Origin of the sequence: Halomonas sp. HMF6819, assembly GCF_044335525.1 — a bacterium.
Taxonomy (GTDB): Bacteria; Pseudomonadota; Gammaproteobacteria; order Pseudomonadales; family Halomonadaceae; genus Vreelandella.
This window is the reverse complement of sequence record NZ_JBIQVY010000002.1, coordinates 461,811-481,705: the sequence shown is the minus strand read 5'-3', so window position 1 is coordinate 481,705 and position 19,895 is coordinate 461,811. Positions and strand designations below refer to the sequence as shown.

The window sequence follows — 19,895 nt, the reverse complement described above, 5'->3', positions numbered from 1 at the left end:
CGAGGCGATTCAAGTGGCTCGGGGCTGTCGGCTGCATTTATGTCCGCGCGCCAAACGCCTAGGCAAAATTCCACGCCGCTTTGGGGCTGAAACCCTGCCAGGGGTTTTCGCCATTGAAGGGGCCGACGTAGAGCACCTGATTGTCGCGGATGATCCACTCCATGCCGTGCTCCGGCTCCCACTCGCATTCGAGTTCAAGATGCACCACCGGCGTCGATTGCTCGGGGTATGGCACGATCATGACGCTGGGTGTGATCAGTTTCAGGACATCGCGGGGGGTGGCGAACTCGATGAGCGGCTCGCCGATTTCGCTCAAGAAAGCGTCGCAGTAGCGAATCGATGAGCGGCAAAGGTGGTCGATGATCGGCGCCTCCAGCGTATCGAGGTAAGCGGCGCAGCGATGGATAAAATCGACATCGTCCTCTTCGCTGACGAGCGAAAAGTAGCGCTCGAACAGCGCGCTGTGCACCTCGCCTTCCAGCCCAAACTCGCCCACGGTCAGCCCGCGAATGCGTTCCATGCTCTCTCCTTTGCTACATTGAAGTCACTGCTGCCAGCGCAAGCATTCGTGCGATCAAGCGCTGGCGATCGGTGAAAACGCTTCTGATAGCGGCTTGAACGTCGAATCATCAACACCCTCACACAAGGAAAGTACGATGGCAACGAATCTCCCGCGAGTCGGTGACGGGCTGGGCGCCATGGACGGCGCGCGGCTGTTCGTGGCGGGCGGAAGCTCCGGCATGGGCGCGGCGATCGCGCTGATGGCCGCCGCTCGCGGGGCGCAGGTCGCAATTGCCGGGCGATGTGCGCAGAAGCTCGACCGCGTCGCTGACCTGCTCGGCGATCAGTGTTTGGGGCGCTACGCGCTGGACGTTGGTAACGCCGAGGCCGTGAAAAGCGCGCTCAAGGAGCACGGCCCTTATGATTTCATCGTATGCAGCGCGGCGGATTTGACCTTCAAGCCGTTTTTGCAGCTCAAGGATCGCGAGCTCGAAACGATGCTCTCCTCAAAGCTGATGGGGCCGATCAACCTCGCCCGCGCCGCTGCCGAGCATTTGAGCTCCGCCGGCTCGGTGCTGTTCTTCTCCGGCGTGGCCGCCTACCGCCAGACCGAGGGCACCTCGCTGGTCGGGGCGATCAACATGGCGCTGGAGAGCCTGGTAGCGAATTTGGCCATCGAGTTGAAGCCCAAACGCTTCAACGTGATCTGCCCAGGCGTGGTCGACAGCACCACGTGGGACAAAGCGTGCGCGCCTGTGGAGGCGGCGAACATCCCCGCCGGGCGCCGCGGCCAGGCCCAGGACATCGCACACGCCGCGCTGGCCATTCTGGAAAACAACTTCATCAATGCAAGCGTGGTGAACGTCGACGGCGGCGCCCACGTTAACTAACTCGGCCTCAAGCAGTGGCGCCTTCGTCGCTCCCTTCCGCGAGCGCCATGTGCAGCAGCGGGTACGGCTTGCCTAGCCCATCCAGCGGCGAGCGGTCGAGCACCGTAAAGCCCAAACGCTGATAAAAGCCGAGCGCTTGCTCATTTTGCTCGTTCACGTCGACCCGGCTTACGCCCTGCTCCCGGCGGGCGTACTCGACCAGCGCTTGGCCGATGCCCTTGCCCCGCGCCGACGGTGCGATGAAGAGCATTTCGAGCTTGCCCGCCGCCACGCCGCTAAAGCCCAGAATCTCGCCGTTCGGCGCTTTCGCCACTCGAAGCGTCAGCGCGTCGAAAAACTGCTCGAAGATGAGCGGCTTGAGCATCAATAGATCCTCTTCGGCCAGAAAATCGTGGGTAGCGCGCACCGAGGCTTCCCAAAGTGCGATCAATGCCGGGTAGTCGGACTGGGTGCTCATGGTGATCTCGAAGTCCGCACGCGCAGGCGGCGTCACGGCGATGAACCAGGCCGGATGCATGGCATCGAAATCGGTACGCACGTTGGCGGGCAGATAGCTGGCGCTGTCCAGCACTACCGCTTGCCCCTTTTCGCGCTGAAATACCGCCCAGTGCCAGAAGTGCTTGCCGTCGCGCTGGTGGGGCTTGATCGCGATCAGCGCCAGATCCGGCAGCGCCTGCCAGCCCGTGAACGGAAGCTCTTTCGGTGAGGTTGCGACGTGTTTGTGCGCGAGCAGACGGCGCACGTAATCGGTGCTCGACCAGAGCGACTCATCCTCGGCGTAGATGCCCATCGCGTTAGCGCGGGCCTTCATATCTTCATAGGTAAGGCCGAGAATCGTGGCGGCGGATGCGATGCCGCATCCGGTGGGTTCTTGCTGTATGACAGGAGTAAGCAAAAGAGTATCCCGTTGTGCGCGTGAGAGGCTAAAGCGGCGGCGATATTTATATTAGAAATGTATCACGCAAGCCGCCGCGATTTAACCGACACGCTATTGGGTTGACCGCCTGATACCGGCCATTGCGAGAATGTCCTTGGTGGGAACGTGTACCAGTGCCGCCGCTGAGAGGCCTGCGGCGCGAATGGCCAAGTCGGCGATGTACGTGCCGGCCCGATAGCCAATCCAGCGCCGCCCATCCTCGTGTTGAATCATCCATCTGACATAGTGCGCGCCAGCAGGCAGCGCTAGAAGCTCCTGCACCCACGTCTCGACTTCGTCCGGGTAATCGCCCCAGGGCGTTTGCCGCCCGGCCACGTCGCGCTCGAATACGGTCGCCAGGCCCTCGCTCACCACGCCTTCCATGAAGTCGACTACCGGCGCTTGGCGATGAACCGTCCATCCCCGTGCCAGGTGATGGCACTCGTGAAAGAGCGTGTAGTAAAGCTGCGCCTGGGCGATCGCTTCGACGCCGCCTTCGCGTGCGGCGTCCACCGTCCAGCCCACGCGGGTGGCGGTTAGCGCCAGCCCCATCTCGCCGGTTTCGGGAATCACCGTTTTCCCGGTCTGGCAGGCAAGCTCGATCTCCTCGGCAAGCGTCGGCAGGTGCGCGCGTATTTCGGGCTCGGCCTCGCGGCAGACCTGCTCGATCGTCTCGCGGGCCTGATTCGAAAAATGACGCCCGTCGCGGGTATCCAGAAACAGCGGCGTTAGCATGGGCGCTGCCCGGTCGGACGGACGCGATTCAAGCAATCATCGTTGGGCATGGGGGCTCCTTTCAAACGGGTCGTCATCTTGTCTCTTACCACCACCGCGAATGCAAGCAGGGTTCGGCTTCCGGGCGTTGATAAAGCCATTCGTCTAATCCCACTGCGTTTAACGCATCAATCATCTACATTCGCCATCATACGGCGATCTCGCGCGCTGACTCGGTTCGCTCGTGTAACGTTTTTCGTCCTCTTATGAGAAGGAACATCATGCGCGCTATCTCGAGTACCTCCTTCGCGGTGTTTGGGGCTGGCCTGGTGGCCATCAGCTACGGCTTGGCACGGTTCGCCTTCGGGCTGTTCGTGCCGCCCATCCGCGATGAGCTTTCGCTGAGCACCTCGGCGATCGGCCTGATCGGCGCGCTTCCGCTGATCAGCTTCGTGCTGGCCACGCTGGCCGCCCCCGCCGTGGCCAACCGTTTGGGCGCGCGTTTGGCCGCGGTGCTCTCGGGCATATTTGGCGTGGTGGGCCTGGTATTGATTAGCCAAGCCGACAGCGCGTTCACGCTGGGCAGCGGCGTGTTTGCGTGCGGCATTTGCACCGGCCTGATGATGCCGGCGCTGACCACCGGTATGCAGGCGATGGTAAAGCGTTCGCTGCATGCACGCGTGAGCTCCGTGATGAACGCCGGTACCAGCGTGGGGATCATCGTCGCCGTGCCCACGGTGCTGCTAATGGCGGATGCCTGGCGGCTGGCGTATCTGTCGTTCACCGTGCTGGCCGCGGCAGGCGTGGTAGCCACCTGGTTTTTCCTGCCGTCGGTGTCGCCGGTGGTGCCGGCCAACGCCGCCCCGCCGCCGCCGCTTTGCGAGCTCCCCTGGTCGCGGCTTTCACGGCTTACCCTGTTCGCCTTCTTGATGGGGTTCGTCTCATCCGCCTACTGGATATTCGCACCGGATCTGGTCATCACGCTGGGCGGCCTGCCACCCAGCACGACCGGCTGGCTGTGGTTCGCGGTTGGACTTGCGGGATTAGGCGGCGCCTTCGTCGCGGATCTGGCCGATCGCAATAACCCACCGATCACCCAGTCACTGATGCTGATGATGCTTTCGGCAAGCCTTTTACTGCTGGCCGCCAGCCCCTCGCACCCCCTACTGGCGATCTTTTCGGCGCTGATTTTTGGGCTGGCCTACATGAGCCTGACCGGGCTCTACCTGATGACCGGCATTCGCCTGCTGCCCGGGCGGCTATCAATAGGCCCGGTACTGCCGTTTTTGGCAGTATCGCTGGGTCAGGCGACCGGCTCGCCCACCATAGGCGCGCTGATCAACGCGTTTGATTACGCCGTTACGTTCTCGATCATCGCCGTGCTGGGCATCGTCATTGCGCTACTCTCGCCGCTGTTTCCGGGCCATATTCATCAGGAGGCGGATGACGCGCCGGAAGAAGAAACCGGCCTTCAGGCGGCCTTCGATCACCAGCTACAAAACGAGGACGGCGAGCCGCTTGAAGACCTTGAAGAGACCAGCGAGGCCGCAACCGATGGCACATCAGATAGGCGTTAAGAGCCACATGCTAAAGCGATAACCCGGCGCGGGCTTGATACGCCCGCACCGGGTTGACCCCTACTGTTGATTGAGCCCTTCGAGTAGCGCCTCGTGAAAGCGCGCCGGCGCCTGGATCTGCGGCGAGTGACCAAGCTCGGGAAATTCGACCAGCGTGGCATCGGGAATGGCATCGCGCGCCTGTTCGCCCAGCACATCGTAATGGCCCAAGGTGGCCTGAACGTCTTGCGAGGCGCGGCCCTTGCCGATGGCGGTATTATCCTGCTCACCAATCAGCAGGAGCGTGGGTACTTCGAGCTCGCCAAACTCGTGCACCACCGGCTGGGTGAAGACCATGTCCGAGGTCAGCGCCTGGTTCCAGGCCACGCGCTCGCCGTCTTCGCCTGCGTACATGCCCGCCAGCATCTCGACCCAGCGGTCGTATTCCGGCTCCCAGGTATCCGCATAGTAGGTGCTTCGCTGATACTCGCGAATGCCTTCAGCGGTGGTTTCCAGTTCGCTTTGATAGCCGTCATCGATACTCTGGTACGGCACGCCCATCGCCTTCCAGTCCTCAAGGCCAATCGGGTTGACCATTACCAATTGCTCGGTCGCTTCCGGGTACATCAGCGCAAAGCGGGTGGCGAGCATGCCGCCCATGGAATGCCCCATTACGGTCACGTTTTCCACCCTCAGTGCGTCGAGCAGCGCGTGGGTGTTGGCCGCCAACTGATGGAAGCTGAACTGGTAGCGCTCGGGCTTGGTGGATTTGCAAAAGCCAATCTGGTCCGGCGCGATGACGCGGTAGCCGGCGTCCACCAGCGCCTCGATCGTTGCCTCCCATGTACCGGCGCAAAAGTTCTTGCCATGCATCAGTACCATGGTGCGGCCGTTGGCGCTGCTCTCCTCAGGCGCAACGTCCAGGTAGGCCATTTGCATCTCTTGGCCCTGGGATTCGAATTCAAACCGCTCGACCGGGTAGGCATACTCGAAACCGGAAAGCTCGCCGTCGAAAGTGGAGACCTCACCCGCGGTGGCACTGACGATAGTGCTAAACGCGAATACAGTACCAATGCTGCTGCTCGCCAGGAGTGCTGACTTAAATAGTGGGCGTACCATTGTGTCGCTCCTCTCGTCCATGGATTCAGTGGCTTGGAAGAGTATGGCAGGATTTTTTGGGGCATATTGATTTAAGCGATTACGTTGCGGGATGCTTTCTCCAGTTACATGTGCCAAACAGCGAAGCACGCTTTGCCAGTAGAAAGCTCGCTCAGTTGCCAATATGTATTTACAGTAGGGCGGCGTTAAGTGCTTCCAGGCTTTTGGGGGCTTTATCAAGCCATTGGCAGTAAGGCGCCTCCTGATCCCACTCGGGAGCTGATTCGAAATGAAGATGAACCGCAACACGGGCGGAGGTTTCTTCATTCAGCAAACCTGCTGGTACCCACATCATCGCCGTATTGCGCAGCTTGTTGGGTACCGAGCTGCCACATAGCGAGCAGAAATCATTGCGATAGCCCGTCGGCCGCTGGAAGGAACGGATACTGGCCTGCTCCGATACCCAGCGAAAATCGATCTCACTGACAAAGGTGGCCGCATTAGCGGTTGAGCCAGTTGTTTTGCGGCATAAAGAACAGTGGCATTGATAAAGATTAGGAAGTTTTCCATCAATCTCGAATTTCACCTCACCGCATAGACACTCGCCGGTCATGATCAACCGCCTTAATTGTTAAACGTATTAATATACAGCGCTTCCACTTTATCACGCGCCCAGGGCGTTTTGCGCAGGAACTTGAGCGAGGACTTGATGGAGGGGTCATTGTTAAAGCAGTTGATGCGCACTTTCTCGTACAAAGCCTCCCAGCCGTAGTGCTCGACCAGGCGAGTCACTATCGTTTCAAGGGTTACGCCGTGAAGAGGGTTATTGGGCTGTGGCGGGTTCATCGAGTCACTCTCCCTATCGGTTTAAAATGCCTTGGCAAGCCAGGCAGGCGGTTTCGTACTTTAACAGACCCGCCCGTGGCTGAGTTCGCCAGGTTGCACTACGATTGACACCGTTTTCCCTGACATCGGCAGATACACGAATGCGCACACTTTCCCGAAAGCAGCAGATTCTCGGCCTGGCCGGTTGGCTGGTGCTGGCCTATATCGCCGCCGCCATTGGCGCCGTGGCCTCCATCAACGCAGCAGATTTCTATGCATCGCTCGAGCAGCCCAGTTGGGCGCCGCCGGCTTGGCTATTCGGGCCGATGTGGACGACGCTTTATGGGCTGATGGGTATCGCTGCCTGGCTTGGCTGGCGTGAACCCGGCGCGAAACCGGCACTGACCGTATTCGTGATACAGCTTGCGCTCAACGCGCTGTGGAGCTGGCTGTTTTTCGTGTGGCAGTTGGGAGCGATTGCGTTCGTGGCCGTGCTGGCGCTATGGGCGCTGATTCTGGTGACGCTGATCATGTTCTGGCGACTCAAGGCCTTGGCCGGGATGCTACTGGTGCCTTATCTCGCGTGGGTGGGCCTGGCCTGTGCGTTGACCTGGAGCGTGTGGCAGATGAACCCCCAGATACTGGGGTAAAGCTCGAACGTTTTTTCACGCCCTTTCTTCAAAAGAAAAACTCAACCAGCACCTGATAACAATAAGCAGGTGCTGGTTGAGTTTGCAGGATACCGCTTTATTAATGAGCGGGCTCTAAAGCCAATAGACGCACCCACGCGCCAGAGGCGCCCTCCACCGCAGGTACCGTACCGATAACAAACGTTTTGGAAGAGCCAATTTTGTCGAGATCCTTCAGGTTTTCCACCACAAGAATGCCGTTTTCCAACAATACCCTATGCGCGTCAGGCTCCGGCCCGTCGGGAGAAATGCTTTCCACCCCGATATAACCGATATCTTTCGTGACTAGATACCGAGCGGCCTCGACAGAGAGCGTAGGATAGCCCTGATCGATATATTGTGCGTTGCCTAACGGCCACAGCGCATCCTGCTGTGTATCGAATAAAACCCCTTCACCTTGTTCGATATCCCCGTGGTTCGCTTCCCATGTCTGAATATCGGCCAAACTGATCAAATAGTCGCCGGATACTGGAAGATCAATAACGTTGGCTCTGCCTATCAACACAGCGGGGTCAAAACCCTCTACCGTCATACCGTCTTGTATGACGTGATAAGGCGCATCCACATGGGTTCCCGTGTGCGGCGCGTAGGAGATCACTTCGATATTGTAATCATCGCCTTGCTCGATGCTCATAAAAAACTCTTGCTCCGGGAGTTTCAGTACTGAGGCAGCCGGCATATCGGCGCTTTGAACACGGGATAAATCGATGATTCGATAATCGCGGATATCAAAACTGTTCAGGAGCGAATCATCGGAGTGACTGCTTTGAGAAACACCAGCACACCCGGACAAAAGCACCGCTAAAGATAGTGTTGAAATGGATGTTTTCATTTTATGGCCTATCGATGAGAGTTGTAGTTAGAAAAAGCACTCACTTGATGTTCGCTGAGCGAAAAATGTGCGTTTAGTGAATATAGAAATAGTAATTTTATATTTCTCTAATGTAATTTACCCTAAACTTTACTAAACATAGTATTCATCAGGTCGTACCAGGATATATTTTATTGAATACGGCCTTCAACACCCATAGTTAAAGAACCGAGAATCAACGCAAAAGCGTTATTAATACGCTTCGCCGGCTCCTCGACCATCACCATCACGGCCCACCACGACCTGATTTCGGCCGGCTCGTTTGCCAATGTAGAGCAGCTGATCGGCCTGTTTGATCAAGGACTCGAGATTCTTCCCGTCAGCGTTGGAGGCTGCCACGCCGATCGTCACACTGGGGCCTTGAGTGCCCATTTCGCCCGGAAGTGACAGGTTGGACACCTCCTTTTTCAACCGCTCGGCCACTCTTTGCGCATCGTCGAGGCTGGTGTCGGGCAGCGCCACGATGAACTCCTCGCCGCCAAAGCGCCCGATCACATCCGTTGGGCGCAGGGAGACTTCGCACACTTCGGCGATTTCCGCTAAAACCTTGTCGCCATGGCAGTGGCCGCAGGTGTCGTTGATGCGCTTGAAGTGATCTACATCGATCATGAACAGACTAAAGGGCGTTTGGCCGGACTGGGCGCGTTGCAGCATTTTTCCGGCCAGCTTCATGAAATGACCGCGATTGTTAAGCTTCGTCAGCGCGTCGCGCTCGGCACTCATGCGCAGCTGCTCTTCGAGCAACTTGCCTTTGGTGATCTCTTCATGCAGCGCCTGGTTTTGGTCGCGCTCATCCCGCAGTAGCGCAAACTGGGTGCGCTGCAGCCTCTCTAACCGCAGCAGGGTGAAAAACCCTACAACGTTGGCGATGAATAAAAGAATTGCGGTGCGGATGACATCGACCACATTAGCGTTCGTGAATACCACCAAAGCCGTCAAAAAGCCAAGGGTCAGGTACAGGCTGACCAACGTCACCACGGTCAGCCGATTGGGGATGAGGAGATAGAACGCCAAGGCCGCAACGACGGCCGCGGTAATTTGAGTGGAATAACTTTCAGGGCGTAAGGGCACGATCAAAATGATGCCGGTCGCAATCAGCCATAGCGGTAGCGCGTACCACCCGCTCACGCCACCCTCGACCGCGCCGAATTTTGACGGCGATGAGCAAGCAAGCGCTCACGACCGCAAGACGCAGGGCCAAAAGCAGAAAAAACCCAGGAACTGGCCCCAGTAGAAAATAATCCGATAGCACGAAAATGCCATAGGCAAACGCCGCAATGCTCAGGGCCAGACTGTACTCGTTACTCAGGCGCTGCTGAATGGACTGGCGATATATTGATTCCCGGTCAGGGTCGCAGAACTGCCCCGTCAACCAGTGGACGCGATAATGATCCTGCTTTATTCCCAAACACCCTCCCCGTAACGCTGCCACCTTTTATCGCCGTTAACGGCTCATGGCGCTTTCAAACAGCGCCTGACCCGACGTGTAGCATAACGTTATACCTTGCGATTTTTTGGCCACTCGACACTCAAAACCAAACCTTGCTGAGCTCTAGCGGCTCATTGAACCCCAGACTAAAGGCAGGTACATGTCCTCACGATACCTGGCCTGCCACTGTTTTCAGTCGAATCTTAGCCGGAAACACGGCGTTGTCATACATTTCTCGCGCTGGTTATTTTCAACGCCCTTTTCCGGATTAAAGCGCATTTCAAAAAAGCTGTGAGCCCAGTGACTATCGACATTGCAACCGCTTATTTTGAATGGTTTTCAAGCCTGCCCTTTGCACCAGAAAGCTTTAGCATGCTAACAATACAAATACTTCAATAATGAACGGGAACGATCGCATGGAAGCACTCATTTCGTTACTGCCGCCCATTGTGGCGGTTGCCTTGGCCCTTGCCACCCGCCGGGTCAACGTTTCGCTATTCGTAAGCATCTGGATCGGCGGCTGGCTGGTGGCGGGCAACCCCATCGCCGCCGTAGGGCAAACTTTCGACTGGTTCGCCGAGGTGATGACCGACGAATGGAACGCCCGCTTTCTGGTGCTGGTGGCACTGCTCGGCGCGGGGGCGGCCTTCATGCATCGTACCGGCGGCTCCCAAGCGCTGGCCCGTGCGCTTGCCAAGCGCATTCACTCCGGGCGGGCCTCGCTGCTGCTCACTTGGGCGCTGGGCGTGGTCATCTTTTTCAACGACTACGTCAATTCCGTCATCGTGGGTAACGCCACGCGCGATTTGACCGCACGCCAGCGCCAGTCCCGCGAGAAGCTTGCCTGGGTGATGGATGCGACCTCCGCGCCCATGGCCACTCTGGGGCCGGTGTCGGACTGGATCGGCTACCAGGTTTCGCTGATTGCCGGGGCACTCGTGGGGCTGAGCTTCGCCTCGGCGGAGCCCTACCGGCTCTTTCTGCTGTCGATTCCCTGGAACTTCTACGCCCTGCTCTGCCTGGCCTCGGTGCCGATGATTCTGCTGGCCGGGGATTTCGGCCCCATGGCAAAAGCCCAGCGCCGCGCCGAGGAGACCGGAGAACTAGTCGCCCCCGGCGATACCCCGCTTTCCAACGTGGATGCAGACCTGGGCGAAGTACCCGAAGGCCGCGGGCGGCTCTGGCACTTTCTGCTGCCGTTGGTGGTGCTGATTAGCGTGGCCTGCTGGGGGCTTTGGTACACCGGCGGCGGCGCCGAGGGCGCAACGCTCATGGACGCTTTGGAAAATACCGATGTGAGCGTCGCGCTCTCTTGGGCGGCGTTCGCCATGGTGATGACCGGCATGATCATGGCGCTTTTCCAGCGCCAGACGCTGAAGGACTGCGAAGAAACGCTGCTGGCCGGGTTTCGCACCATGCTGCCAGCCTTGGTGATCATGGTGCTGGCCTGGAGCATCGGCACGGTGACCGGGGCGCTGGGCACCGGCGAGCACGTGATCGATGCGACCCGCGACTGGCTCTCGCCCGCCCTTCTGCCGCTGCTGATTTTCTTGATCGCCATGGTGATCTCGTTCGCCACCGGCAGTTCCTGGGGCGCGATGGCGATTCTCACGCCGATTGCCGTGCCGCTGGCCTTCGAGCTTTCCGGCGGCGACGTGGCGCTGGTCAGCATGGCCATTGGCGCGATCTTCTCCGGCTCGATCTTCGGCGACCACTGCTCGCCCATTTCCGATACCACGGTAATGGCCTCGATTTTCGCGGGCTCGGATCACATCGCCCACGTGCGCACGCAAATTCCCTACGCGCTGGTGCCTGCCAGCATCAGCGGGCTGCTGTATGTGGCCTCGATGGTAGTGGAGTCAGTCTGGGTGCTGCTGGTTGCGGGGCTGGTGGTGCAGTTTGGGGTGTTGATGGTGCTGGGGCGGTTGAACCAGCGCCAGTACAGAGGATAAACACTACTCCGGGCGTTTGTTGTTCAAGCGCCCGGAGTGAGACCCAACCTGTAAAAGCCGCGAAGTGTTGGAGAAATATTCGGCAACTTCGGCTTATGATTCACTATTCGTAGTGGCTCCAAAGCCTTAGCACTTTGATCACTCGCTCATCTTCAAGCACCTGGTAGACCAAACGATGTTGAATGTTGAAGCTGCGCGAATACGCCCCGGCAAGATCACCAACGGGTTGCTCGAAAGGGGGCGGTTTGCGGTAAGGATCTTCCGCTATCAATGCTAGAAGTTCCCGGGCTTTAGGCTTGAGGCCGCTGGATGCCAACGTTTTGGCATCCTTCTGCGTCTGCCTGATGGAAACCAACGCCCATGTCACCAGTTCGGCTTCCCAAAGCAGTCATCCAAAGGGATATCCACCTCCTCACACATACCCGGCACGGAGAGCAGGTAAAGCGTTTCCTGAGTGGCCGACCAGTCCTCTTCCGATACCAGCACGGTTCTGCGGTGTCGGATGAAGCGCGTAGTGACACCACTATAGCCTTCGAACCCACCTGCGAACGATGTCTATCGCTTCCTCATCCACAACGAGGCCCAAGTGGGACGCCCCATTAACCGTCTCAACGATTGCCTGCGGTACCAGTGGCTTAACAGTACCCTCGAACTCGGACGCAACGAGTGCTTCGTCCTCTGAACCGGCTACGAGAAGAAGAGGCACTTCTACCGCGCCCAGATCCGTTCTGAAATCCGAAGTGCCGAATCCGGTCATCAGCCGGTATGAGTAGGACAGTGTCTCGGAGCCATCGCGATAGTCGGAGGGCAAATCGAATTGCAGCACGTGGACGCCGTTAAAAAGAGTGATTCCAAGGCCATTCAGCATGGAAATCGGAATGATCCTGGAGAGATTCGGAGCTGCCCAGCCGCCCGCGTTCTCCCGCACTGTTGGCGCATCGTGACCAAGATACGGGGCGAGCAAAAGATACGCTGACGCAAGATCGCCATGATTCCCGCCCGCAAAACGTACGGCCAGCCCCCCGCCGGAGGAATGACCACCAACAACGACTGTCTCCAGCCTGTCATTGACCGTCCTAACGTGTGAAATGAAGTCGGCCAGGTCATCTTCCAATTGCTCGATATAATCGATGTCGCCGCGCTTGACGGGAGACAGACCATGCCCGCGCATATCTGGCGTATAGACAGTAGCGATTCCCGACTCTGCCAGGGTCTGGGCGAAAAAAGAGAGATACTTGCTGTCGGTTCCGGACCCGTGCACAAGGATGAGCGCGGTATCCGACTCGCTCGGATAGTGCCGATACCATAGACGTGTTTCGTCGCGCGCTTCAAACGCATCACGCAAGGGTATTTCAGATGTAGGCGGCAGTTTCGAAAAAAGAGTCCTAAAGTCAAGGCCTGCCGTGTCTGCTCCAGTCGACATGGTGATTAACGCTCCGATCAACGCAACGAAAAGCGGTGCTTTTAACATTAAGCGCCCGACCTGTTTATGCAACGGCTTGATCCGATACACCTCTTTCTTTATCGATGATGCAGCCATCCAAAATCAATGGGATAACGGCGTATTTAGTCAGAATTCCGGCGAATCATCAAACAAACGGGCAAGCCGCAGCGCCATTTCGAGATTGATCGCACGCCGCTCGTACGGCGATAATTTATCGTTATCGATTATCAACATTTAACACCAATATTAAGCGGCGTCCAGGGGGGACGGCCGCCGGCCGCCTGAAATGCACTTAAATGGCTTTTTGGGCGTTAAACCCACCGGCGCACCTTTGCTTCATACTGCCTGTAAGACTCACCAAACTTTTCCCGCATGTGTCGCTCTTCTGGGACGATTTGGAATCGATTCATATAAATAACAAATGCCGGAAGCAGTACAAGACTTGCTAGATTGCTGAGAAAAATGACCCAAGCACTCAGAACGAGCAAGAACCCAACGTACATTGGGTTTCGACTTATTCGATAGACCCCGCGCACGACAAGGCTGACGGATTGATTTGGCACTCGCGGGTCGACGGTTGTGCCCGCTGAGCGGAATTCCCATACACCAAGTAACGCAAAAGCAATTCCAGTTGCCGCAAACACCAGCGCTACAAGTGGAGAAGCGGACAAAGTGAAACCAAGACTCGGAACAGCTACCGCCAATGTCCACATAAGGCTTGCGGTAAAAAGCACCAGAATAACTGGTGGGATTTTTAGCTCTAATGTCTGCACGATGATCCCTTGAGCATCCAACGCCCAAGCTCAGTTGCCGACCGAAGCGCGGCAGCGCTTTGGACGGTCAACTGCAGCGATACGTTAGGATAAAATCGTTATTCCGAGAACAGGTTAAGCCGCCGCCCAATAGGATTTAATTCTATCGGGAGATTGCCGAAAGCTTTGAAGTTCGATTCAACATACCGCTTCACTGTTTTCGGCCAGATGCCTCGCCGGTCAGCTTCGATGATAGTTGCTTTTGCGGTCTGATAGTTCCCGTAAACATCACCTAGTGCCTCCTCAAGCGCGCGTTCGAATTCAGCGTACGACCAATCGTCTTGTCGTTTTTCAAATTTATCGAGCACCCCAGACTTGGTTTTCGATATCTCATTAAAAGCTTCTTTAAACTCATCAGAGCCTTCAAATTCGACAGAAGCACCGCGCGTAAACTCCAGCATTTCTGTTATTTTATCTAAGTGCCACTTGAGTCTACTATGGGAGTTGCCGTCTTCGGCTTCATCAACATCGATGTCGCTGCCGTAATCTCTACAAAGCTCATCTTTGAGAGCATCTAGTTTTGCTTCGACAAGCGCCAAATTACTTTTTGCGAAATTTGCGTAATTCGCAAATTTAAGAAAATTTTTTTCATCGTTAAAGTCGCTTGGCGCATAAAGAACTTTATTATTAAAATTAAGTGTTAAAAAGAAAACCGATACTATTAAAACGGGGAAAAGCATTACAAACCAGACAAAAATTTTCTGTACCGAGGGATCCAGTAGACCGAGCGAAATAGTGCTGGCAACCTCTGCGAAAGCGGCGAATAAAGCGATAATCGTTAACGGGTTGTTGACCCGATTCATTTTTTCAATCAAAGCACATCTCCCTCGATGCTACGCCCGGCGGCGCTGTCCTAACGCCAAATTCAGCGGCTGCCGAAGGCTGTCCGCTGGAATTTTTTGTTATGTATTTTAATCAGCTTTAATTAAGTCATAAGCAATTGTTTTATTGTAATTACTGGCAGCGGTGGACATCAGAAGATCACGTAGAGCATGGCCTGTTGGAGAACAGTACCTTGCGACAATAGGAGCTCTTCCTCCTTCCATCCCTATACCGACACTATCGAGTGAAAACTCAACAAGATGATTGGATTTTATTTCTTCACATTCAAATTTAATCTTCGCATTTGGATTATGAAACACATATAAACCATCGAGTAAATCTTCTGGATGATCAGAGCTAACCTCATGAATTTTATAATGTGGTGCTTCTCTGTCATACCTTACATTAAGCACATGAGCTAGATCGTGTCCTGTAGACTTACTTAGTGAAGATAATTTCCCCAGTGTTAGTGCATTGGTAAATATAATCGCTGATATATCCTTCATTTCCTCAGCATTGAAAATGCCTATTTGTATATTGGAGTCGGTATTTGGTTTTTTTACATAATCTCTTTTCTCATACTGATCTCTTTCAGGTGAGTAATATAAGCCGTACAACAATGCAAACATTGAGTAAATGTATTCTTTTCCATACTGGATCTGATCGTAGGAAGATAATGCGACAATATAAGGCTTCGAGTCGTTTATCCAGTCACAACTTTTATATCCACCGACCCATTTACCTTTATTATTTGTATATCCATTATACTTTTTTAGTTTCGAATATATTGAGTTCGAGTGTCTCACAACGGCTTCGTCTATTAGTAGTGAGAACTCTTTGTCAGTTTGAATCGGCTCAAGCATACTTAATATGTCATTTGGCGACCTCTCTGATTCAGGAGTTCCTCCTTGCTTTATTTCAGAAACAACAGCTTCAACATAAAACTCTCGCTCACCATCTATAATAAAATCTGGTCTACTGTATTTCTCATTTATATTCAGTCCAAGTCTTTGAAAAACAGCGTGTAGATAAAACTCCCAAAAAGATGAGTGAAAAGTTGTTTGGAATTCGAGAGCAATTTTATTATCTCTATCGTGGAAGTCCTGTGTCCACTCTTCAATGATTCTTTTGGCTCCAGCGTAATATGGCTCATCTCTCAATAGCTTAAATTTTTCATGTAACTTATCTTCAGATAGTCCCGAAATATTCGAAAACACATCCATTTGAGTACTCCTCAATTATTTCGGATGACACATAACAGTGATTATATAGCCGGCTGCATAACCTCAATGAACGTGCCAGCACGTTCATTGAGGTTATCTAGCCGCTCTGATCAAATCTACCTCATTGATTCTATTGCTAGCAAAGCAAATTTTGGCTGCCTATCCAAAATTCGCGTGCTGGCGCGATTTGCTATTTTCAATAATACTGTATATAAATACATATAAAATTAATACAAAGGGATACCCCCATGAAGCTAATGGATAGGGTCCGGGCTACCTTACGGGTAAAACGCTATAGCCTCCGCACTGAGAAAACGTATTGCTACTGGATTCGCTTTTTCATTCGTTTCCACAAAATGCGACATCCTGCCAATATGGCGGGCAATGAAGTGCGCCTATTCTTGGAATATCTCGCAGTAGAAAGACGCGTTGCTGCGGCGACGCAAAACCAGGCTCTCAATGCCATCGTATTTCTTTATCGCCACGTTTTAGATCAGCCGTTGGGTGAAATTGGTCATTTTAGCCGAGCTAAACGCCCTCAGCGCTTGCCTGTCGTGCTTTCCCACCAAGAGGTTATGGGTGTGTTTGAGCACCTATCCGGTTCCATACACCTGATCGCATCGCTGATGTACGGCGCTGGATTACGCGTATCCGAAGCTTGTCGGTTACGCGTAAAAGATATAGATTTTGCACGTCAAATCATTACTATCCGTTCAGGTAAAGGCGATAAAGACCGCACTACGCTATTGCCGCCTTCTTGTGAGACAGCGTTAAGCACTCATATTCAGGTGGCTGAACAGCAGCTTTTAGCTCGTATTGAAACTAACGCTATTCCTGTATCCCTGCCCTATGCTCTGGATCGCAAATACCCGAACGCAGGTGTGTCACTCGCATGGCAGTGGCTTTTTCCTTCTTCAAAGCCCTGCTTCGATAATGAGGGCCGCATCGTGTTGCATCACCTTCATACTTCTGTCGTACAAAAAGCTGTTAAACATGCCATGCGCGCGGCGTCTTTAACTCGCCCTGGATCATGCCATTCTTTGCGGCATAGTTTCGCGACTCATTTGCTTAGCCAAGGGACGGACATTCGCACGTTGCAAGCATTGCTGGGGCATAAAAGCGTCGAAACCACTCAGATATATACGCATGTGCTGGGTAATGACTTTGCAGGGGTTAAAAGTCCGTTGGGTTAGCGGCACCGCCTGAGTCACCTGAAGCTGTGCGGTTTTCTTCCCCTTGCATCTCTCCCCGCCCAGCCCTAGACTCGCCGAGACTACTTGCTTGACGGGGTGCCGGTGAATCCGGCTGAGATGGCGCAGGGCGTGCTCTTTTAAGAGCTCCAAGCGCTGGTCCCGCTGAACCTGATCCGGCTAATGCGCTTATTCAAAAAAAGCGCGGGTACCGGCGTAGGGATCAAGCGATGGCGACGGTGCAATGCTTCATTCCCCTTCCGTGCCATTTCCTCGATCTTCTCGCCTGCCCTTCGGATCTCTACCCCGGAGGATATATGGGCTACTGCTTTACCGATCTGACCACCGCCTGCCAGGACGATTGGCGCGCCTACATCGAGCACGATTTCGTGCGCCAGCTGGGCACCGCGTCCTTGGCCGATGACTCCTTTCGCCATTACCTGAAGCAGGACTATCTGTTTCTGATTCACTTCGCCCGCGCCTACGCGCTGGCCGCTTATAAAAGCCCTACCCTTGCCGACCTGCGCCAAGCCCACGAAGGACTGAAAGCCATTGTCGATGTAGAGCTTGGCCTGCATATCGGCTTTTGCCGCGAGTGGGGTATCTCGGAAGAGGATTTGGCCAAGCTTCCCGAGGCGCGGGCGACGATGGCCTACACCCGCTACGTGCTGGACACCGGCAGCCGCGGCGACCTGCTGGACCTGCACGTGGCGCTGGCGCCGTGCCTGGTCGGCTACGGCGAGATCGCCAACTGGCTCAACGCCAAGGGCACCACGGTGCGCGGCGGCGATAACCCGTTCGACGCCTGGATCGCCATGTACGAAGGCGAGGAGTTCCAGGCGGCGATGCAAACGGAGCTCCAATGGCTGAACGCCCGCTTGAAGGACGTCACCCCGGCGCGCTTTGAAGAGCTTTCAAAGATATTTCGCGATGCCACCCGCCTGGAGATCGACTTCTGGCAAATGGGCTTGGACCTGACCGACTAGCGCGACCCTAACGATAACCATAACGAGAGACTCTCATCATGAGCCGCACCCAGAACTTCCTGGCCGAAACCGCCAAAGTCGACGCCGCCGCCATCGCGCCGCTGCCCGCCTCCCAAAAGCGCTATATCGAGGGTTCGCGGGCCGACATTCGCGTGCCGTTTCGCGAAATTACGCTTTCGCCGACCACCACCAGTGGCGCGGCCGAGGAGAACCCGCCGCTGCTGGTCTACGATACCTCCGGCCCTTATACCGACCCCGCCGCGCAGATCGATCTGCGCCAGGGCCTGCCGGAGCTGCGCCGGGCGTGGATCGAGGAGCGCGGCGATACCGAATTTCTCGAGGGCTTGACCTCGGAGTACGGCAACCGCCGCGCCAATGACCCCATGTTTGCCCAGCTGCGGTTTGATCTTAAGCGCACGCCGCGCCGGGCGAAAGCCGGCAAGAACGTGACCCAGCTTCACTACGCACGCCAGGGCATCGTCACCCCGGAGATGGAGTTCATCGCTATTCGCGAGAATCAGCGCCGCCAAGCGCTTGGAACGGCGGAAGTTGAGCGCATTCTGGGCCACCAGCACCGCGGCCAGAACTTTGGCGCCAGCATTCCGGAGGAGATCACCCCGGAATTCGTGCGCGACGAGGTCGCCCGCGGCCGGGCGATCATCCCCAACAACATCAACCACCCGGAAAGCGAGCCGATGATCATCGGGCGCAACTTCCTGGTGAAGATCAACGGCAACCTGGGCAACTCGGCGGTTACCTCGTCCATCGAAGAGGAAGTCGACAAGATGACCTGGGGTATCCGCTGGGGCGCGGATACCATCATGGATCTTTCCACCGGTCAGAACATTCACGAAACCCGCGAGTGGATCATCCGCAACGCCCCGGTGCCCATCGGCACCGTGCCGATCTACCAGGCGCTGGAGAAGGTCAACGGCGTGGCGGAAAACCTCACCTGGGAGGTGTTCCGCGACACGCTGATCGAGCAGGCGGAACAGGGCGTGGACTACTTCACCATCCACGCGGGCGTTTTGCTGCGCTACGTGCCGCTGACCGCGAATCGTGTCACCGGCATCGTCAGCCGCGGTGGCTCCATCATGGCGAAGTGGTGCTTGTATCACCATCAGGAGAGCTTCCTGTATACCCACTTCGAGGAGATCTGCGAGATCTGCAAGCAGTACGACGTGGCATTTTCACTGGGTGACGGCCTGCGCCCGGGCTCGATTGCCGATGCCAACGACGAAGCGCAGATGGCGGAGCTGAAAACCCTGGGCGAGCTGACCCACATCGCTTGGAAGCACGACGTGCAGGTGATGATCGAAGGCCCCGGCCACGTACCCATGCATCTGGTGAAAGAGAACATGGACAAGCAGCTCGAGTACTGCGACGAGGCGCCCTTCTATACGCTGGGGCCGCTGGTGACGGATATCGCGCCCGGTTACGATCACATCACCTCCGGCATCGGGGCGGCCATGATCGGCTGGTTCGGCTGCGCGATGCTCTGCTACGTGACGCCGAAGGAGCACTTGGGCCTGCCCAACAAGGAAGACGTGAAGACCGGCATCATCACCTACAAGATTGCCGCCCACGCGGCGGATCTCGCCAAGGGCCACCCGGCAGCGCAGCGCCGTGACAACGCGCTCTCGAAAGCGCGCTTCGAGTTCCGCTGGGAAGACCAGTTCAACCTGGGGCTGGACCCGGACACCGCGCGGGAATATCACGATGAAACCCTGCCGAAGGATTCGGCGAAGGTGGCACACTTCTGCTCCATGTGCGGGCCGAAGTTCTGCTCGATGAAGATCAGCCAGGAAGTGCGCGATACCTACAAGGACCGCGACCCGGTCAGTGAAGCGCAGCAAGGCATGGAAGAGCAGGCGGAGAAATTCCGCCGCGAAGGAAGCGCGCTCTACCAGAAGGTGTAGCGCCGGGCGCCACGCCGAATGCCCCTGACCGTTAGCGCGGTCGGGGGCATTTTTTTAA

At 56.0% G+C, this 19,895-nt stretch carries 20 protein-coding genes, 1 pseudogene and 1 riboswitch; of the genes and pseudogenes, 7 read left to right on the top strand and 14 right to left on the bottom strand.

What is annotated here, in order from left to right; genetic code table 11:
• Nucleotides 1-58 precede the first annotated feature (58 nt).
• On the bottom strand, nucleotides 59-520 hold the full coding sequence (locus tag ACGLWX_RS08165; RefSeq protein WP_396238840.1) for a DUF6985 domain-containing protein: 462 nt from the start codon (nucleotides 518-520) through the stop codon (nucleotides 59-61).
• 136 nt (nucleotides 521-656) lie between these two features.
• On the opposite strand from ACGLWX_RS08165, the gene ACGLWX_RS08160 reads away from it, so the two are divergent.
• Nucleotides 657-1,391 carry an SDR family oxidoreductase gene (locus tag ACGLWX_RS08160; RefSeq protein ID WP_396238838.1) on the top strand — a complete coding sequence of 245 codons (735 nt, stop codon included), beginning with the start codon at nucleotides 657-659 and terminating at the stop codon, nucleotides 1,389-1,391.
• A gap of 7 nt (nucleotides 1,392-1,398) precedes the next feature.
• Here ACGLWX_RS08160 and ACGLWX_RS08155 read toward each other — a convergent pair whose 3' ends face one another.
• Both ACGLWX_RS08155 and ACGLWX_RS08150 read right to left on the bottom strand, forming a co-directional pair.
• The gene (locus ACGLWX_RS08155; protein ID WP_396238836.1) at nucleotides 1,399-2,286 is read right to left on the bottom strand and encodes a GNAT family N-acetyltransferase; all 888 of its coding nucleotides are present in this window, start codon (nucleotides 2,284-2,286) and stop codon (nucleotides 1,399-1,401) included.
• A 93-nt stretch (nucleotides 2,287-2,379) separates the two neighbouring features.
• Nucleotides 2,380-3,042 (bottom strand): DUF2268 domain-containing putative Zn-dependent protease, encoded by a 663-nt coding sequence (locus ACGLWX_RS08150; RefSeq protein WP_396238834.1) that lies wholly within the window; start codon nucleotides 3,040-3,042, stop codon nucleotides 2,380-2,382.
• Between the two features lie 260 nt (nucleotides 3,043-3,302).
• Between ACGLWX_RS08150 and ACGLWX_RS08145 the strand changes: the two genes are divergently transcribed.
• Nucleotides 3,303-4,598: an MFS transporter gene (locus ACGLWX_RS08145; RefSeq protein WP_396238832.1), complete on the top strand. Its 1,296-nt coding sequence runs from the start codon at nucleotides 3,303-3,305 to the stop codon at nucleotides 4,596-4,598.
• A gap of 60 nt (nucleotides 4,599-4,658) precedes the next feature.
• Here ACGLWX_RS08145 and ACGLWX_RS08140 read toward each other — a convergent pair whose 3' ends face one another.
• The 3 genes from ACGLWX_RS08140 to ACGLWX_RS08130 form a co-directional block, all read right to left on the bottom strand.
• Nucleotides 4,659-5,696: an alpha/beta fold hydrolase gene (locus ACGLWX_RS08140; protein ID WP_396238830.1), complete on the bottom strand. Its 1,038-nt coding sequence runs from the start codon at nucleotides 5,694-5,696 to the stop codon at nucleotides 4,659-4,661.
• A 169-nt stretch (nucleotides 5,697-5,865) separates the two neighbouring features.
• On the bottom strand, nucleotides 5,866-6,288 hold the full coding sequence (locus ACGLWX_RS08135; protein ID WP_396238828.1) for a GFA family protein: 423 nt from the start codon (nucleotides 6,286-6,288) through the stop codon (nucleotides 5,866-5,868).
• 11 nt (nucleotides 6,289-6,299) lie between these two features.
• Entirely contained in the window at nucleotides 6,300-6,521 is a 222-nt protein-coding gene (locus ACGLWX_RS08130; RefSeq protein ID WP_396238826.1) for a VF530 family DNA-binding protein, read from the bottom strand.
• A 140-nt stretch (nucleotides 6,522-6,661) separates the two neighbouring features.
• Here ACGLWX_RS08130 and ACGLWX_RS08125 point away from each other — a divergent pair, with 140 nt between their 5' ends.
• Nucleotides 6,662-7,150, top strand: coding sequence for a TspO/MBR family protein (locus tag ACGLWX_RS08125; RefSeq protein WP_396238824.1), 489 nt, complete (start codon nucleotides 6,662-6,664; stop codon nucleotides 7,148-7,150).
• A gap of 100 nt (nucleotides 7,151-7,250) precedes the next feature.
• Here the strand turns inward: ACGLWX_RS08125 and ACGLWX_RS08120 are convergent, their stop codons facing one another.
• Together ACGLWX_RS08120 and ACGLWX_RS08115 are read right to left on the bottom strand one after the other, a co-directional pair.
• On the bottom strand, nucleotides 7,251-8,021 hold the full coding sequence (locus tag ACGLWX_RS08120) for a cyclase family protein (protein ID WP_396238822.1): 771 nt from the start codon (nucleotides 8,019-8,021) through the stop codon (nucleotides 7,251-7,253).
• Between the two features lie 231 nt (nucleotides 8,022-8,252).
• Entirely contained in the window at nucleotides 8,253-9,131 is an 879-nt protein-coding gene (locus ACGLWX_RS08115) for a GGDEF domain-containing protein (protein WP_396239430.1), read from the bottom strand.
• A gap of 774 nt (nucleotides 9,132-9,905) precedes the next feature.
• Here ACGLWX_RS08115 and ACGLWX_RS08110 point away from each other — a divergent pair.
• Nucleotides 9,906-11,441, top strand: coding sequence for a Na+/H+ antiporter NhaC family protein (locus tag ACGLWX_RS08110; RefSeq protein WP_396238820.1), 1,536 nt, complete (start codon nucleotides 9,906-9,908; stop codon nucleotides 11,439-11,441).
• A 103-nt stretch (nucleotides 11,442-11,544) separates the two neighbouring features.
• Here ACGLWX_RS08110 and ACGLWX_RS08105 read toward each other — a convergent pair whose 3' ends face one another.
• The 6 genes and pseudogenes from ACGLWX_RS08105 to ACGLWX_RS08080 all read right to left on the bottom strand — a co-directional run bounded on the left by ACGLWX_RS08105 (nucleotide 11,545) and on the right by ACGLWX_RS08080 (nucleotide 15,742).
• Nucleotides 11,545-11,808 carry a Txe/YoeB family addiction module toxin gene (locus ACGLWX_RS08105; protein ID WP_396238818.1) on the bottom strand — a complete coding sequence of 88 codons (264 nt, stop codon included), beginning with the start codon at nucleotides 11,806-11,808 and terminating at the stop codon, nucleotides 11,545-11,547.
• Nucleotides 11,805-11,930 (bottom strand): annotated as a pseudogene (locus ACGLWX_RS08100) (type II toxin-antitoxin system prevent-host-death family antitoxin); the annotation flags it as partial. The pseudogene ACGLWX_RS08100 and the gene ACGLWX_RS08105, both read right to left, overlap by 4 nt.
• Before the next feature lie 34 nt (nucleotides 11,931-11,964).
• The gene (locus ACGLWX_RS08095; protein ID WP_396238816.1) at nucleotides 11,965-12,981 is read right to left on the bottom strand and encodes an alpha/beta hydrolase; all 1,017 of its coding nucleotides are present in this window, start codon (nucleotides 12,979-12,981) and stop codon (nucleotides 11,965-11,967) included.
• A gap of 215 nt (nucleotides 12,982-13,196) precedes the next feature.
• Complete coding sequence (locus tag ACGLWX_RS08090; RefSeq protein WP_396238814.1) at nucleotides 13,197-13,658, bottom strand: methyltransferase family protein; 462 nt, start codon at nucleotides 13,656-13,658, stop codon at nucleotides 13,197-13,199.
• 98 nt (nucleotides 13,659-13,756) lie between these two features.
• Nucleotides 13,757-14,512: a hypothetical protein gene (locus ACGLWX_RS08085; protein ID WP_396238812.1), complete on the bottom strand. Its 756-nt coding sequence runs from the start codon at nucleotides 14,510-14,512 to the stop codon at nucleotides 13,757-13,759.
• A gap of 96 nt (nucleotides 14,513-14,608) precedes the next feature.
• Complete coding sequence (locus tag ACGLWX_RS08080) at nucleotides 14,609-15,742, bottom strand: hypothetical protein (protein WP_396238810.1); 1,134 nt, start codon at nucleotides 15,740-15,742, stop codon at nucleotides 14,609-14,611.
• A 248-nt stretch (nucleotides 15,743-15,990) separates the two neighbouring features.
• On the opposite strand from ACGLWX_RS08080, the gene ACGLWX_RS08075 reads away from it, so the two are divergent.
• The 3 genes from ACGLWX_RS08075 (at nucleotide 15,991) to thiC (ending at nucleotide 19,837) form a co-directional block, all read left to right on the top strand.
• The gene (locus ACGLWX_RS08075) at nucleotides 15,991-16,935 is read left to right on the top strand and encodes an integron integrase (RefSeq protein ID WP_396238808.1); all 945 of its coding nucleotides are present in this window, start codon (nucleotides 15,991-15,993) and stop codon (nucleotides 16,933-16,935) included.
• 82 nt (nucleotides 16,936-17,017) lie between these two features.
• A riboswitch (TPP riboswitch) is annotated at nucleotides 17,018-17,172 on the top strand.
• Between the two features lie 77 nt (nucleotides 17,173-17,249).
• Entirely contained in the window at nucleotides 17,250-17,918 is a 669-nt protein-coding gene (gene tenA, locus ACGLWX_RS08070; protein ID WP_396239428.1) for a thiaminase II, read from the top strand.
• A 38-nt stretch (nucleotides 17,919-17,956) separates the two neighbouring features.
• Nucleotides 17,957-19,837: a phosphomethylpyrimidine synthase ThiC gene (thiC, locus tag ACGLWX_RS08065; RefSeq protein WP_396238806.1), complete on the top strand. Its 1,881-nt coding sequence runs from the start codon at nucleotides 17,957-17,959 to the stop codon at nucleotides 19,835-19,837.
• The last annotated feature ends 58 nt before the right edge of the window (nucleotides 19,838-19,895 follow it).